Raw genomic sequence first — 14,138 nt, 5'->3', positions numbered from 1 at the left:
CGCTCCTTCTCCTGTCGGTGTCATCGGCTCGACGTGAGGACGTCGGCCGCGCGCTCGCCGATGAGGATCGACGGCGCATTGGTGTTGCCGCTGGGCACGCTGGGCATGATCGACGCATCCGCGACCCGCAGGCCCTCGACGCCGTGCACCGCGAGGGTGCTCGGATCGACGACCGCGCCGTCCCCGGTGCCCATCCGACAGGTGCCCACCTGGTGGTGGTAGGTCGTCACCCATTCGCGCATGTGCGCATCGAGGGCCGCGTCGTCGAGCTGGCCTGCCGGTCGCGGCAGCACGAGTCGCGCGCCCCACTCCTCGGCGAGCTGCGACTGCGCCCCCACGTCGAGCATCTGCTGCATCGAGGCACGCAGGCTCGCGACGTCTTCTGGGCGATCGAGGATGCGCGGGTCCATGAGCGCGGGCTCGCGCGGGTCGTTCGAGGCGAGGCGCAGGGTGCCGCGGGACTCCGGCCGGATCAGGCCGGCCTGGAGCGTGAAGCACGTGCCGGTCACGTCGTCGCCCGGCGGTGCCATGGCGACGGAGAAGCAGATCGGCTGCGTGTCGGGGACGTCGAGGCCCTCGCGGAACCGCGTGAAGGAGTGCACCATCGCCACCGGCTCGTACTCGACCCGCGTCGGGATCGGCTTGGCCGTCGTCTCGTACACGAAGGGCACCAGCAGGTGGTCGTGCAGGTTCTCGCCCACGCCGGGCAGGTCGAGCACGACCGGCACGCCGACATCCTCGAGGTGCCCGGCCGGCCCGATGCCGGAGTGCAGCAGGATGCGGGGCGTGTCGAGCGCGCCGGCGCAGAGCACGACCTGGTCGGCACGCACCTGCTCGAGCACGCCATCCACCTCGACCTCGACCCCGACGACGCGACCGCCCTCGACGAGCAGGCGGTGGACCCACACTCCCGTGCGCAGCGTCAGCGCTGGGTGCTCCTGCACGGGCTGCAGATAGGCGCGCCAGGTCGAGAGGCGCACGTCGCCGCGAGTGGTGAGCTGCATCCAGCTGACACCTTCGATGTCGGCGCCGTTGTAGTCGGGGTTGGCCGGCACTCCTGCTGCGACGAAGGCGTCGTGGATGGATTCGAAGACGGGGTTGCGCTCGTAGCGGTCGGTCACCTCGAGCGGGCCGTCGACACCGCGCAGCGCGCTCGCTCCGCCCGAGAACGACTCGAAGCGGCGGAAGACCGGCTCCACGGCATCCCAGCCCCAGCCCGTCGCGCCCTCGCGCGCCCAGCGGTCGTAGTCGCCGTGTGCGCCGCGCACGAAGATCGACGCGTTGAGCGAGTGCGAGCCGCCGAGCACCTTGCCGCGCGGCCAATGGATCCTGCGGCCGTGCGCGTGCTCCTGTGGCGTCGTGAAGTAGCCCCAGTCGTCGGGGCTCAGCCACAGCTCTCCGAGCCGACCGAGGTCGTCGATGGTCGGCTTGTCGTCAGCGCCTCCGGCCTCCAGCACCGTGACGCTCGCGCCCGCGTCGAGCAGCCGACGTGCGATGACCGATCCGGCGGAGCCTGCGCCCACGACGATGATGTCCGACATGTTCCCTCCCGCCGCCGCTCTCCGTCGAGCGACTGCCGCCAGCCTCACAGCGGGCGCATCCGGCGGGCTAGCCTCTCCCGGCTGCTCGCTTGCCGATGCGTGCACGGCGCCCACCGCGGAGCGCGGCGGGACCATCCGACGCGGGCTCAGCCGACGGCGAGCGCGATCGCCAGGCAGACGACGACGGCGGCCGAGAGCACCGCGCGCACGTGGTTCCAGCGCGCCCAGCGGCGCTCGCCGAAGGCTGCGCGCACCGCCGTCGCGTCGATGGCACCGGCGTCTCCTGCGGCCTTCAGCGCGTCGTTGCGCGGCACGTTGACGGCGCCGGTGATCACGATCACGACCGCCTGCAGCGCGGCGGCGGCGATCGCCCACGCGAGCACTGCCGCGTCGCCCAGGTGCAGCAACGCGCTGGCGACGGCGAGCACCAGGGTGCCCAGGAACCCGCCGCCGATGAAGAGCGGGTTCACGATCGCGCGGTCGAGCGCCTGGAAGGCCGCGACGAAGGTGCGGTCGTCGACGCGGCGCAGGCCCGGCATGATCGCGTTCGAGTAGAGGAAGAACACCCCTGCGCTGAGCCCGGCGGCGAGCACCGCGAGCACCAGGATGACGGTACCGAGCATCCGCTCCTCCTCTGATCGTGGCGTGGCCGCGATCGACGATACGCGAGGGCTACGCCGTCCGGCGTACAGCGGATGCCGCCCGCGAGCGGATGGCACGGTGCCCGCCGCGGAGCACGCTGTGAGCACAGCCCGCAGAGCGCGGGTCTCGACCATCGAGGAGGACATCATGCTCGCAGCCATCGAGACTGCAGCCGTCGGCACAGCGCTTGCCGCGCATGACGGCATGGGACCCTGGGCGGGCGGAGGATCTCCGTTCTGGATCTTCCCGCTCGCCTGGCTCCTGATCGTCGCAGCGGTGATCGCACTGGTCTGGACGGGCCGTCGTCGCCGCGATCGCCAGGCAGGTCGCCTCGCCGGAGAGCAGGCGCTCGCCGAGCGCTTCGCCAGCGGCGAGATCGAAGCCGAGGAGTACCGAGCGCGCCGAGAGGTACTGCGCCAGCCGTAGCCGACACCGGTCGCGGACGGCATCGGCCGCGGACCGAACCGGCGCGGAGGGTGCGCCGGCCGTCAGCGAAGTCCCGACTCGTAGGCGAACACGACGAGCTGCGCCCGATCGCGAGCGCCGAGCTTGATCATGGCTCGGCTGACGTGCGTGCGTGCCGTCGCGGGGCTGAGCACGAGGTGCTCGGCGATCTCCTGGTTGCTCATGCCCTCGGCGACGAGCACGACGATCTCGCGCTCGCGCTCGGTGAGCTGGTCGAGCTGCGGATGCGGCTGCAGCCGCCGCGGGCTGCGGTCGATGAACGCGCCGATGAGGGTGCGCGTCACAGAGGGCGCCAACAGCGCGCCGCCGTCGGCGATCGTGCGGATCGCCTCCAGCAGCGCCACGGGCGCCGTGTTCTTGAGCAGGAAGCCGCTCGCCCCCACTCTGATCGCGTCGAAGACGTACTCGTCGAGCTCGAAGGTGGTCAGCACCAGCACCCGCGTCTGCGCCAGCTCGGGCGACGCGACGATCCGGCGGGTCGCCTCCAACCCGTCGATGCCGGGCATGCGGATGTCCATGAGCACGACGTCAGGGCGGGCGGACCTCGCCTGCTCGACCGCCTCGAGGCCGTCGGCCGCCTCGCCCGCGACCCGGAACCCATCCGTCGCCTCGAGCAGCGCGCGCAGCCCCATCCGCACGAGCTCCTGGTCGTCGACGAGCAGCACAGAGATCATGCGCCATCCTCCTGGTCGTCCTGCGGCCGCGCGGGCACCGGCAGCTCCGCCTGCACCCGGAAGGTGCCACCCGGCGCCGGCCCGGCCTCGAGCGCGCCGCCCAGCTGCAGCGCCCGCCGCCGCATGCCGTCGATGCCGAAGCCGGGCGCGAACGCTCCCGGCTCGCCAGCACGGTTCGTGACGGTGATCCCGATGCGGCCATGGGCGTGCTCGATGCGCACGCTCGCACTCGGTGCGGTGCCGTGCTTCGCGACGTTCGTGAGCGACTCCTGCACGATCCGGTAGGCCGCCAGATCGACGGCGCCCGGCAGCTCCCGCGCCGCACCGACGCTCTCGATGCCGACCTCGATGCCGGCCGCGCGCATCCGCTCGACCAGCCCGTCCAGCCGCGCGAGACCGGGCATCGGAGCGCGCGCGTCGGCGCCGGGATGCATCGTCGCGAGGGTGGCGCGCAGCTCGTCGAGCGCCTCGCTGCTCGCCCTGCTGATCATGGTGAGCGCCTCGTGCGCCTGCTGCGGCTTCGCGTCGCGCAGGTGCAAGGCGATGTCGGCCTGCAGCTGGATGGCGGCGAGGCCGTGGCCGACGACATCGTGCACCTCCTGCGCGAGCCGCAGCCGCTCGGCGTCGACGAGCCGGCGATCGGCCGCCTCGCGCTCGCGGCCTCGGGCCTCGGCGACCTGCCTGCGCGCGATGCCGATGGTGCACGGCACGCCGACCCAGCCGGCCGCGGGCAGCAGGCCGAACCCCGCCTCGAGCCCCACGGGATCGACGAGCGCGTGCACCAGCAGCGCGACGAGCGCCGCGGCGCTCCAAGCGAGCGCGACGAGCGGCGGTCGGTGGCGCGCGATCGTGTAGACGGCGATCGCGGCGCACAGCAGGATCGGCCCGTAGGGGTAGCCGATGGCGAGGTAGACGGCGGCAGCGCCGACCGAGACGACGAGCGTGACCTCCGGCCAGCGGCGGCGCACCGCGATGGCGGCGGCGGCGAGCACGACGAGCACGATGGCGCCGGCGTCGACCGTCGTCTCGGCCGGCCGGAATCGCTCGAGGAAGCGCAGCGAGACGAGCCCGATGACCAGCAGCGCGAGCGCGAGCAGCGCATCGCGCCACCAGTGCTGAGCCGTGCGGGCGACCACGGGTGGCCGCATCGACTCGACGTCCACTGCTGCCCCCTCCGCTATCGCGGATCCCACCTTCGCACAGGCCGGGCCCGCGCACGCGGGTCGCTGTGCGCATCCGCTCCTACGCTCACTGACGTACGCCACGGCGCAGGTTGACGCCCCACGGCGGATGCGCTGCCCGGTCGCACGGGCGAGGCTCGAGGCATGAGCACTCCAGCGAACGCCGCAGCGTCGTCTGCCAGAGCTTCGAGCGCCGCTGCTTCGAGCGTCGCAGCATCGAACGCCGCAGCAGCCACCACCCGTGCACGAGCCCGGCCGTGGCTCACGCCCCGCTGGCGCAAGGCCGTGCTCGTGCTGCACATCCTCGGCGCGGGCGCGTGGATCGGCATCGAAGTGATCTTCGCCGTGCTCGTGCTGGTCGGCTGGCTGAGCCCGGATGCGCAGCTGGCGGGGCTCGCGTTCCAGGCGCTGGGCACCTTCGTCGTGACGCCCATGCTCACCGCTGGCCTCGTGACGCTGGCGACCGGCCTGCTGCTGGGCCTCGGCACGCAGTGGGGCCTCACGCGCTTCTGGTGGGTGTTCGTGAAGCTGGTGCTCACCGTCGTGATGGCCGTGCTGATCGTCGTGGCGCTGCAGCCAGACATGCCGGCGGTCGTCGCGCAGGGTGAGGCGATCGCGGCCGGCGCCGCCCCTGGCGCCGAGCTGCGCACGCTGTTCTTCCCGCCAGCGGTCTCCCTTGCGGCGCTCACGTTCGCGACCACGCTCGCGGTCGCGAAGCCGTGGGGGCGGATGCGCGGCGCCGGTGGGCGGTCACAGTCGCGCTGGTGAGCGGCGCAGATCCCGGCGTGACGCGCGCCGCCCGCCGCGCGAGACTGGAGGTCGGCGCCGTCGCCACTGGCGCGCGCCTCGGATAGAGGAGGAACCATCGTGTCTCTGAACCTGAACGACGCCCGCCGCGTGATCGCCGCAGCGGAGGCGCACGCCCACGAGCTCGGCCAGCCCATGAACATCGCCGTCGTCGACGCAGGCGGCAACCTCATCAGCCACGTGCGCCAGGACGGCGCGTGGATCGGCAGCATCGACATCTCGATCAGCAAGGCGTGGACCTCGCGTGCCTTCGACATCTCGACGAAGGATCTGGGCGACAACGCGCAGCCGACGCAGCAGTTCTTCGGCATCCACACCACCAACGGCGGCAAGGTGGCGATCTTCGCGGGCGGCATCCCGCTGCTGCAGGACGGCGCGGTCGTCGGTGCGGTCGGCGTGAGCGGCGGCTCCGGCGAGCAGGACCACGGCGTCGCGGAGGCGGGCGCGGCAGCCCTGTAGGCGCAGCGCGGGCGGAGGGACTCGAGTCGGGCTCCTCCGCCTCGCTCAGAGGACGACTGCGAGCGCCTCGGCGAGCACCCCGTCGGCCCACTCGGCGGCGGCCTCTGCCGCCGGCACGGGACCGCCGGCGTCATGCCTGCCGTACTCCCCGATACGCACGGCACCGCATGCGGTGAGCGCCTCATCGATGAGCTCGCTGCCGCGCGAGTAGGTCTTCGCATAGCTGCGGTCGCCCATGCCGAACACCGCGAAGCGCAGGCCGGTGAGATCGGGTCGGTCCGCGAGCGCCGCGTGGAAGGGGCGCGCCGAGGTCGGCACCTCGCCATCGCCGTAGGTCGAGCAGATGAGCAGGTGGAGTCGGGATGCGTCCACGTCGTCGGGCGCGATGTCGGCGAGATCCTGCACCTCGACATCCGCTCGGTCGGCGAGCGTGCGCCGCAGCTCCTCGGCGACGAGCTCGGCACCACCCGACTCCGTGCCGAACAGCACCGTCACCGGCAGGCCTCCACCACCCGAGGCATCCGCGTGCTCCGCGATCTCCGGCAGCGGGATGCCCTCGTCGGTCGCCGCCTCGAGCATCGACGCGAGGTCGCGCAGCTTCGCGCGCGAGCGACCCGGCGCCGCGCCGAGCCGCTCGCGCATGTCGATGCGCCGCCAGCCGTCGAAGGCGGTCTCGCCCTCCCGCGGTGGCAGGCCTGCCGCCCCGACCACGATCGCACCCGTCTCGATGTCGTCGGCGATCGTGCGGGCGAGCTCGCGCGCATCCGTGCGCTGATCCGGGATGGTGCCGCGCGGCCCGCGCCGCAGCCAGCCGGCGGTGTACAGCCCGGCGGCCACCCGACCGTCTGCGTGGCGGCCCGGCTCGGCGAGCGCCGCGGCGTCACCGGCGAAGCCAACCGCGGTCACGACCGAGTCGGCCGCGAGCGCGACCTCGCCCGCGGCGCCCTGGAACACCATCCGCTCGACGACGCCATGGCCCTCGACGCGCAGCGGCGTCAGCCCGAACCACCAGTGCACCTCGATGCGGGGCGCGTCCCCGGATGCGGTGGGCCCGTCGGCGAGGCCGCGTACCGCATCGGCCCTGGCATCCTTGCCGGGCTCGACCTGCTCGAGGGCGGCCCCGTGCACACGGTGCTCCACCCCGCCGAGGCCCGCGAGCTCCCGCACCATCACGGGGTCGAACTTCGCGGCCGTCGGCGTGCTCCTCCCCACGACGTGGATGGTGCGCAGCCTGCCGGCGAGCAGCTCGCGCGCCGCGTCATCGACGTCGGTGCCGTCGAGCTCGCGCTCATCGCGGGCCAGCAGCCGCACGACGTCCATCGCCACGTTGCCGTGCCCGACCACGACCGTCGTCGCGCCGAGCGACGGCGCCGCACCCTCGTCGGGGTGCGCGTTCAGCAATCGGGTGACGCGCCCGGCGCCGTGCACGCCCACAAGATCGCAGCCCGGCAGCCCGAGCGGGCGGTCGACGCGCAGGCCGGTCGCGAGCACGACGGCGTCGTAGGCGGCGCGCAGCTCGGCGAGCGCGACGCCGTCGCCGACGCGGGTGTTGCCGCGGAAGCGCACGCCCTCGTGCTGGAAGAGCCGATCGAACTGGCGCGCGACGGCCTTCGTGCCGTGGTGATCGGCGGCGACGCCGGAGCGGATCAGACCGTAGGGCACGGGCAGCGCGTCGAAGACGTCGAGCTCCGCGAGCGGGAAGCGGCGGCGCAGCGCCTGCGCGGTGAAGCTGCCTGCCGGTCCGGAGCCGACGATGGCGATGCGCGGCTTCGGGGCGTCGGCGGCCGGCGGGGTCTCGGCGACCGGCGCGGCCGCGGCGCTCGACGTCACCGACGACCAGCGCACGGGCAGCCTCAGCATGCCGCGGAAGACCCATCCGCCGATCTCCGCCGGCTCGTCGGGCACGAGCTCGAGCCCCTGCAGCCGCTCGAACAGCATCGGCAGCGCCACGTCGGCGATCTCGGAGCGCGCGACCCAGGCGCCGAGGCACACGTGCACGCCCTTGCTGAAGGCCAGATGCGGCTTGACCTCGCGGCGGATGTCGAAGGCGGATGCGTCGTCCCACACGCGCTCGTCGCGGTTGGCCGAGAGGATGCAGATGCCCAGCCGCGCGCCCGCAGGCAGGCGGACCCCGACGAGCTCGACCTCACGCGTCGTCTGGCGGGAGTAGAGGCCGATCGGGGCGATCCAGCGCAGCGTCTCGTCGAAGGCGGCATGCCAGAGGCTCGGGTCGGCCTCGACCGCGCGCCGCTGCTCGGGGTGCGACAGCAGCCCCCAGGCTGCGACGCCGAGCACGTCGCGCGGCTCGTTGAGGCCGCCGCCGATCGTCATCTTGACGTTGGCGCGGATGCGCTCCATCGGCATCTCGTAGTCGGGGATGCGCAGCAGCTGCGAGAGCAGCGACTCATTCGGGTTCGCGGCGTGCCATGGCAGGATCTCGTCGAGCACGGCGTCGACCTCGTCGAAGGAGCGCGTGCCCTTCGCCCACACCGCGGGGTCGTCGGCGTAGTTCCCGGTGGCATCGATGAGGGTCTGCGACCAGCGCTGCATGTCCTGCTGCGTGGCGTTGTGCAGGCCCAGGATCTGGCGCAGGCTCTCGGCGGCGAAGGGAGCGGCGAAATCCCAGATGAGGTCGGCACCCGGCCCCTTCGCGATCATCGCTGCGAGGCAGCGCTCGGCCGTCTGCTCGAACACTCCGCGCCAGTGCCGCTTGACGACGCCGGGCCGCAGCGTCGGCTGCCAGGCCTTGCGTTCGAGGTAGTGCTCCGGGTCGTCGCGGCGCAGCATCGAGTGCCCCATGGCGCGGATCTGCAGGGAGCCCTGCTCGTTCGCCGAGAAGGTCGCCTGATCGAGCTCGGTCTCGTGCACGGCGGCGTAGGAGGTGATGAGGAATCGGCCCACCTGTGGCACCCAGTGCACGCCGCCCTCGGCGCGCAGGCGCTCGTAGATCGGGAAGGGGTCGCGGTAGAGATCCGGGATCGTCACCCAGTCGGCGACGGGAGCTTCGTTGCTCGGCATGACACGTCCTCGTGGTCGGCGCAGCCGATCGGCATCGGCGCGCTGCCCTCGAGTCTCCTCCCGCGACTACTGTGAGAAAAGCGGATAGATCGACACAACAACCACGGAGCACCCGAACAATGGATCGTCTCGACTCCCCCGGCTTCACGTTGCGGCAGCTCTCGTTCCTGGTCTGCGCCGCCGACGAGGGCACGGTCGCCGGCGCTGCGGCACGACTGCACGTCTCACCGTCAGCAATCTCCGAGGCGCTCAGCGAGCTCGAGCGCGGCCTCGGCACCCAGCTCACGGTGCGCCGCCGAGCGCGCGGGCTCACGCTCACGAGCACGGGGGCGGATGTCGTGACTCGCGCCCGCGCGCTGCTCGCGTCGTCCCGCGAGCTCGAGACCTCGCTGCGGGGCGCCCCTGGCGAGCTCGTCGGGCCCATCACGATCGGCTGCTACCCGACGCTCGCGCCGACGATCCTGCCGCCGCTGCTGCAGGGCTTCGGCCGCGAGCATCCGCGCGTCGAGCTCGCGATCCTGGAGGCGACGCACGACCGGCTCGAGGGCAGGCTCGAGGCGGGGCAGATCGACGTCGCGTTCGTCTACGACACCCTCATCCCCGGCGAGCCGCGGCGGTCGAAGCTGTTCGAGCTCCCCGCGCACGTGATCGTCGCCGGCGACGACCCGCTCGCATCCGCCCCCTCCGTCACCCTCGAGGAACTGGTCGCACGCGACCTCATCCTGCTCGACGCGCCGCCGTCGAGCGAGCACACGCTGTCGCTGTTCGCGGCACGCGGGCTGACGCCGCGCGTGCGCCATCGCGTGCAGAGCTATGAGGCCGTGCGGGCGCTGGTCGGGCGCGGTCTCGGCTACGGCATCCTCGTGCAGCGGCCCGCGAATCCCGCGAGCTACGAGGGCTACCCTGTCGCCATGCTCGAGATCGCGCCCGCCGTGCCGCCCGTCGGCGTCGACGTCATCTGGCCGGTCGCGCCCGAGCCGACCGCGCGCACGCGCGCCCTCATCGACTTCGCCACGGCGCTCCCCTGGCCGCAGCCGCGATGAGCGCCGGCGCGCTCGTCTGGGGCATCAAGGCCTCGCTGCTCGGCTACGTGCGGGGGATGTCCGACGGAGTGGTCGAGGCGGCCGGCGGTGCAGAGGCGACCGAGGGCGGCTTCCGATTCCCCGCCATCGGCGCGGGTGCCTTCCGCGGCTCAGTCACGCTCACGGGCCATCACGGCATGATGCGGGTGGTCGTCGCCGACCCCGCCATCGTCGAGACGGAAGAGGGCTGGGCGGTGGAGATCGCCGACCCCGACGACCGTGCCGTGCGCCTGCGCTTCGCGACCATCGCGGCGTTCGACGGCCGGCAGGCGTCCGGCACCGCGCTCACCGCGGAGGGCGCCGACCTGTTCTTCGGGCCGTACACGGCCGGCACCGCGCTCGACGACCCGCGCATCGGCGACTGAGCGACGAACGCACGAGGGGGCCCGCCAGCCGGCGGACCCCCTCGTGTCGGTTCGAATCAGCGCTCGACGTGCGCGGCGCGGTCGACGGGCGAGGCCTCGACGAACTCGTCACCCTTCTTCCAGGTGTCCCACTTGCCGGAGTGCTCGAACTCGATCGACAGCGGGATGCCGGTGCGGTCGCGCAGCAGCAGCGTGCCGATGACCGAGAGCACCACGGTCGCCAGCAGGTAGCCGACGATCACCCAGGTGGTGCCGGTCGCCTGCAGGAGCGCCTGCGCGATGGTCGGCGCGAAGGCACCGCCGATCACAGCACCGATCGCATAGGCGATCGAGACGCCCGAGAAGCGCACCGAGGCCGGGAACGACTCCGCGTACCAGGCGGCCTGCGCGCCGTAGGTCAGGCCCAGCCCGACACCCAGGATGATGGTCGCCCACGCCACACCGGCGACGCCCGTCTGCACCAGCACGAACAGCGGCACGATGCCGATCGCCAGCACGACCCAGCCGATCAGGTAGAGCGGCTTGCGGCCGATGCGGTCGGAGGCCCATCCGGCCACGAAGGTGAACACCAGCCACGAGAGCGAGCCTGCGAATGCGGCGAGCTGCACGCCCACCGGATCGAAGCCGTAGCCCGGCGGGACGCCGTCCACGGGGCGCGAGGCGAGGCCCTGCACGTAGCCGCCGGTGGTCATGTAGCCGGTGGCGTTGTTGGCCATGAAGACAAGCGCCGCGAACGCGACGATCGCGCCGTACTTCCTGAACACCTGGATGATCGGCGCCGACTCCTGCTGCGCCGTCTGCTTGATCTCCTGGAAGACCGGCGACTCCTCGACCGAGCGGCGCACAATGAAGCCGACCAGCACGAGCAGGATCGAGACGAAGAACGGGATGCGCCAGCCGATCTCGAGGAACGCGTCACCAGGGAACATGGCGCGGACGGCCGCCAGGATGCCGGTCGCGAGCAGCATGCCGATCGGCACGCCTGCCTGCACGAACGAGCCGTAGAGGCCGCGACGGTGCGCCGGTGCGTGCTCGATGGCCATGAGCACCGCGCCGCCCCACTCGCCACCGGCCGAGAGGCCCTGGAGGATGCGGAGCAGCATGAGGAGGATCGGCGCCATGATGCCGATCGCCTCGTAGGTCGGCAGCGCGCCCACCAGCGTCGTGGACGCGCCCATCAGGAGCAGCGTGATGACGAGCATGGGGCGGCGACCGACCTTGTCGCCGAAGTGGCCGGCGAGGAAGGCGCCGAGCGGGCGGAACAGGAACGAGATGCCGATCGTGATCAGCGAGATGATCTGGCCGAGGCCCTCGCCCGCCGGCTCGAAGAAGAGCTGCGCGAAGACCAGGTTGGCCATGAAGGCGTAGATGAAGAAGTCGTACCACTCGATGGTGGTGCCGACGACGACCGCTGCGAGGACCTTGTTGCGCTCGCGAGTGCTTGTGTGCGTCGTGCTCTGAGACACGCTGACTCCTTTGTCAGGGACAGGGCCATCGCGGCCCAGGGACTGCGAGGAACATATACGATTTCGTGCACGACCGTCAAGAGCCGCGGCTCAGGCGTGTCGGAGCCTCGACGACATCTCGTCACAGGGACGCTTGCACGACGTATCCGGAATCGTATACGATGCCCGCATGGATGCATCGTCGCACCGGATCACCGGCGCCCCCTCGTCTGCCGTCGCCGCGTGGAAGCTGCTCGGCAGCCAGCCGCCCAAGGTCTTCGCCATGCACATCGGCTACCGCGCCCGGGCCGAGCAGAAGGGCCGCACGCCAGAGGCACCCGGCTACTTCATGAAGCCCGCGACCTCTCTCTCGACCGGCGGCGAGCTCGTCGTCCCCGCCGGCACGGAGATCTTCGGCTTCGAGGGCGAGATCGCGGTCGTCATCGGCACCGCCGCCCGTGCCATCAGCGCGGCGGATGCGTGGAGTCACGTCGCACACGTCACCGCCTCGAACGACCTCGGGGTCTTCGACCTGCGCTGGGCCGACAAGGGCTCCAACATCCGTTCGAAGGGCGGCGACGGCTTCACACCCATCGGCCCTGCGCTGCTGGACGCCTCGCGCCTCGACCCGAGTGCGATCGAGGTGCGCACCTGGCTCGACGGCGAGCTCGTGCAGGCCGACTCCACGTCGACGCTCGTGTTCTCGCTGGCAGAGATCGTCAGCGATCTCTCACAGCTCGTCACGCTCGAGCCCGGCGACGTCATCCTCACCGGCACCCCCGCGAACGCATCCACCTTCTCCCCCGGCCAGACCGTCGAGGTCGAGGTGAGTGCGACCACGCTCGACGGCGAGCAGGTCTCGACCGGCCGCCTCGCCTCCACCGTGCGGGTCGGCGAGCAGCCGCTGCCGCCGTACTCCGCCCAGCCGAAGCCGACCCCGGAGCAGTGGGCCGACGCATCCGGACGCCCTGCCTCCGACTTCCAGCCTGACGCCGACACCCAAAAGGCCGAGGCACCCGTGCTCGACGACGAGCTGCGCGAGCAGCTCTCGCGGGTGGCGCTCGCGACGCTCTCCTCCGGCCTCCGCAAGCGCGGCCTCAACAACGTCTCGATCGACGGCCTGCGCCCCACGCAGCCAGGCAAGCGCATCGTCGGCACCGCACGCACGCTGCGCTACGTCCCGAACCGCGAAGACCTCTTCACGAGCCACGGCGGCGGCTACAACGCGCAGAAGCGCCTGTTCGACGACCTGCACCCCGGTGACGTGGTCGTCATCGAGGCCCGTGGCGACAACCGCTCCGGCACGCTCGGCGACATCCTGGCGCTGCGCGCCCGCCACCTCGGCGCGACCGGCATCATCACGGACGGCGGGGTGCGCGACCTCGACGTCGTGACCGAGATCGGTGTGCCGACCTATCACGCGGGCGGCCACCCCGCGGTGCTCGGCCGCCTCCATGTGCCGTGGAGCTTCGACGAGACCGTCGCGTGCGGCGGTGCCACCGTGCAGCCGGGCGACATCATCGTGGCCGACGGCGACGGCGTGCTCGTCATCCCGCCCGCGCTCGTGCGGGAGCTCGTCGCTGAGTCGCTCGAGCAGGAGCGCGCAGAGGAGTTCATCGCCGAGCAGATCGACGCCGGTGAGCGCATCGACGGCCTGTTCCCCATGAACGCGCAGTGGCGGGCGAAGTACGAGGCCTCGCAGCGCCAGCAGGATGGCTCGTGAGCACGCGGCGCAGGGATGCGGCGGCCACGGACACCGGTGGCACGATCGCTCCCTCGAAGTCGCAGCGGGCCTACCAGCTGCTGCACGACCGCATCGTCGACGGCAGCTACTCCCCCGGCTACCGGCTCGTGCTCGACGCGATCGGCCGTGAGCTCGACATGAGCGTCGTGCCCGTGCGCGAGGCGATCCGCCGCCTGGAGGCCGAGGGACTCATCACCTTCGAGCGCAACATCGGCGCGCGGGTGGCAGAGATCGACGAGCTCGAGTACCACGACACGATGGAGACGCTCTCCTTCGTCGAGGGAGCCGCGATCTCGCTCGCAGCCGGCCTCTACTCGAAGTCGGATGTCGATCAGGCGCGCGCGATCAACGAGCGGATGCGCGAGTCGCTCGCCGCCTTCGACCCGGTGCAGTTCACGGCCCTCAACGAGGCCTTCCACCGCCGGCTCAGCGACGTCTGCCAGAACGGCGTGCTCGGCGACGTGATCGACACCTGCTGGAAGCGCCTGTCGCGGCTGCGCCAGTCGACCTTCTCGTTCGTGCCGAGTCGCGCGCTGCCCTCGGTCGACGAGCACGAGGCGATCCTCGGCCTGATCGAGTCCGGCGCCGACCCGCGCCGCATCGAGCTCGCGGTGCGCGCGCACCGGCTCGCGACGCCCGACGCCTTCCTGCACCGCGTGCACCCCGACAAGCCCTGACCACGACCGACGCTGACCGTGACCGACCCTGACCACGA

General features: G+C 72.1%; 13 protein-coding genes. 7 read left to right on the top strand and 6 right to left on the bottom strand.

Annotation, left to right across the window (positions count from 1 at the left end; translation table 11 throughout):
* Positions 1 to 20 precede the first annotated feature (20 nt).
* A complete protein-coding gene (locus MKD51_RS05960; protein WP_240239246.1) occupies positions 21 to 1,541 on the bottom strand; it encodes a GMC family oxidoreductase N-terminal domain-containing protein in 1,521 nt (506 codons plus the stop codon).
* A gap of 146 nt (positions 1,542 to 1,687) precedes the next feature.
* Positions 1,688 to 2,164 (bottom strand): anthrone oxygenase family protein, encoded by a 477-nt coding sequence (locus MKD51_RS05955; RefSeq protein ID WP_240239244.1) that lies wholly within the window; start codon positions 2,162 to 2,164, stop codon positions 1,688 to 1,690.
* Positions 2,165 to 2,330: 166 nt separating this feature from the next.
* Between MKD51_RS05955 and MKD51_RS05950 the strand changes: the two genes are divergently transcribed.
* Positions 2,331 to 2,609 carry a hypothetical protein gene (locus MKD51_RS05950; RefSeq protein ID WP_240239242.1) on the top strand — a complete coding sequence of 93 codons (279 nt, stop codon included), beginning with the start codon at positions 2,331 to 2,333 and terminating at the stop codon, positions 2,607 to 2,609.
* A gap of 62 nt (positions 2,610 to 2,671) precedes the next feature.
* Here MKD51_RS05950 and MKD51_RS05945 read toward each other — a convergent pair whose 3' ends face one another.
* Positions 2,672 to 3,322: a response regulator transcription factor gene (locus MKD51_RS05945; protein ID WP_240239241.1), complete on the bottom strand. Its 651-nt coding sequence runs from the start codon at positions 3,320 to 3,322 to the stop codon at positions 2,672 to 2,674.
* Complete coding sequence (locus MKD51_RS05940) at positions 3,319 to 4,485, bottom strand: histidine kinase (RefSeq protein WP_240239238.1); 1,167 nt, start codon at positions 4,483 to 4,485, stop codon at positions 3,319 to 3,321. The genes MKD51_RS05945 and MKD51_RS05940 overlap by 4 nt, the downstream gene beginning before the upstream one ends.
* A gap of 162 nt (positions 4,486 to 4,647) precedes the next feature.
* Between MKD51_RS05940 and MKD51_RS05935 the strand changes: the two genes are divergently transcribed.
* Together MKD51_RS05935 and MKD51_RS05930 are read left to right on the top strand one after the other, a co-directional pair.
* Entirely contained in the window at positions 4,648 to 5,271 is a 624-nt protein-coding gene (locus tag MKD51_RS05935) for a hypothetical protein (protein WP_240239236.1), read from the top strand.
* Between the two features lie 99 nt (positions 5,272 to 5,370).
* Positions 5,371 to 5,769 (top strand): heme-binding protein, encoded by a 399-nt coding sequence (locus MKD51_RS05930; protein WP_240239234.1) that lies wholly within the window; start codon positions 5,371 to 5,373, stop codon positions 5,767 to 5,769.
* Positions 5,770 to 5,814: 45 nt separating this feature from the next.
* Here the strand turns inward: MKD51_RS05930 and MKD51_RS05925 are convergent, their stop codons facing one another.
* A complete protein-coding gene (locus MKD51_RS05925; protein ID WP_240239232.1) occupies positions 5,815 to 8,787 on the bottom strand; it encodes a cytochrome P450 in 2,973 nt (990 codons plus the stop codon).
* 119 nt (positions 8,788 to 8,906) lie between these two features.
* On the opposite strand from MKD51_RS05925, the gene MKD51_RS05920 reads away from it, so the two are divergent.
* Both MKD51_RS05920 and MKD51_RS05915 read left to right on the top strand, forming a co-directional pair.
* Positions 8,907 to 9,830 (top strand): LysR family transcriptional regulator, encoded by a 924-nt coding sequence (locus MKD51_RS05920; protein WP_240239223.1) that lies wholly within the window; start codon positions 8,907 to 8,909, stop codon positions 9,828 to 9,830.
* On the top strand, positions 9,827 to 10,234 hold the full coding sequence (locus tag MKD51_RS05915) for an HtaA domain-containing protein (protein WP_240239221.1): 408 nt from the start codon (positions 9,827 to 9,829) through the stop codon (positions 10,232 to 10,234). Before MKD51_RS05920 ends, MKD51_RS05915 begins: the two co-directional genes overlap by 4 nt.
* 56 nt (positions 10,235 to 10,290) lie before the next feature.
* Here MKD51_RS05915 and MKD51_RS05910 read toward each other — a convergent pair whose 3' ends face one another.
* The gene (locus MKD51_RS05910; protein WP_240239219.1) at positions 10,291 to 11,700 is read right to left on the bottom strand and encodes an MFS transporter; all 1,410 of its coding nucleotides are present in this window, start codon (positions 11,698 to 11,700) and stop codon (positions 10,291 to 10,293) included.
* Positions 11,701 to 11,869: 169 nt separating this feature from the next.
* Here MKD51_RS05910 and MKD51_RS05905 point away from each other — a divergent pair, with 169 nt between their 5' ends.
* A complete protein-coding gene (locus MKD51_RS05905; protein ID WP_277603920.1) occupies positions 11,870 to 13,402 on the top strand; it encodes a fumarylacetoacetate hydrolase family protein in 1,533 nt (510 codons plus the stop codon).
* Entirely contained in the window at positions 13,399 to 14,100 is a 702-nt protein-coding gene (locus MKD51_RS05900) for a GntR family transcriptional regulator (RefSeq protein WP_240239217.1), read from the top strand. The genes MKD51_RS05905 and MKD51_RS05900 overlap by 4 nt, the downstream gene beginning before the upstream one ends.
* Positions 14,101 to 14,138: the final 38 nt, after the last annotated feature.

This window comes from Agrococcus sp. ARC_14 (assembly GCF_022436485.1).
GTDB lineage: Bacteria > Actinomycetota > Actinomycetes > Actinomycetales > Microbacteriaceae > Agrococcus.
The sequence above is the reverse complement of the archived record's forward strand: the minus strand, read 5'-3'. Positions and strand labels throughout refer to the sequence as shown.

Bases quoted from the DNA above. Each gene is read 5' to 3' on its own strand.
- MKD51_RS05945 (WP_240239241.1), bottom strand. From the start codon at position 3,322: ATGATCTCTGTGCTGCTCGTCGACGACCAGGAGCTCGTGCGGATGGGG.
- MKD51_RS05915 (WP_240239221.1), top strand. From the start codon at position 9,827: ATGAGCGCCGGCGCGCTCGTCTGGGGCATCAAGGCCTCGCTGCTCGGC.
- MKD51_RS05935 (WP_240239236.1), top strand. From the start codon at position 4,648: ATGAGCACTCCAGCGAACGCCGCAGCGTCGTCTGCCAGAGCTTCGAGC.
- MKD51_RS05950 (WP_240239242.1), top strand. From the start codon at position 2,331: ATGCTCGCAGCCATCGAGACTGCAGCCGTCGGCACAGCGCTTGCCGCG.
- MKD51_RS05955 (WP_240239244.1), bottom strand. From the start codon at position 2,164: ATGCTCGGTACCGTCATCCTGGTGCTCGCGGTGCTCGCCGCCGGGCTC.
- MKD51_RS05960 (WP_240239246.1), bottom strand. From the start codon at position 1,541: ATGTCGGACATCATCGTCGTGGGCGCAGGCTCCGCCGGATCGGTCATC.
- MKD51_RS05925 (WP_240239232.1), bottom strand. From the start codon at position 8,787: ATGCCGAGCAACGAAGCTCCCGTCGCCGACTGGGTGACGATCCCGGAT.
- MKD51_RS05920 (WP_240239223.1), top strand. From the start codon at position 8,907: ATGGATCGTCTCGACTCCCCCGGCTTCACGTTGCGGCAGCTCTCGTTC.
- MKD51_RS05905 (WP_277603920.1), top strand. From the start codon at position 11,870: ATGGATGCATCGTCGCACCGGATCACCGGCGCCCCCTCGTCTGCCGTC.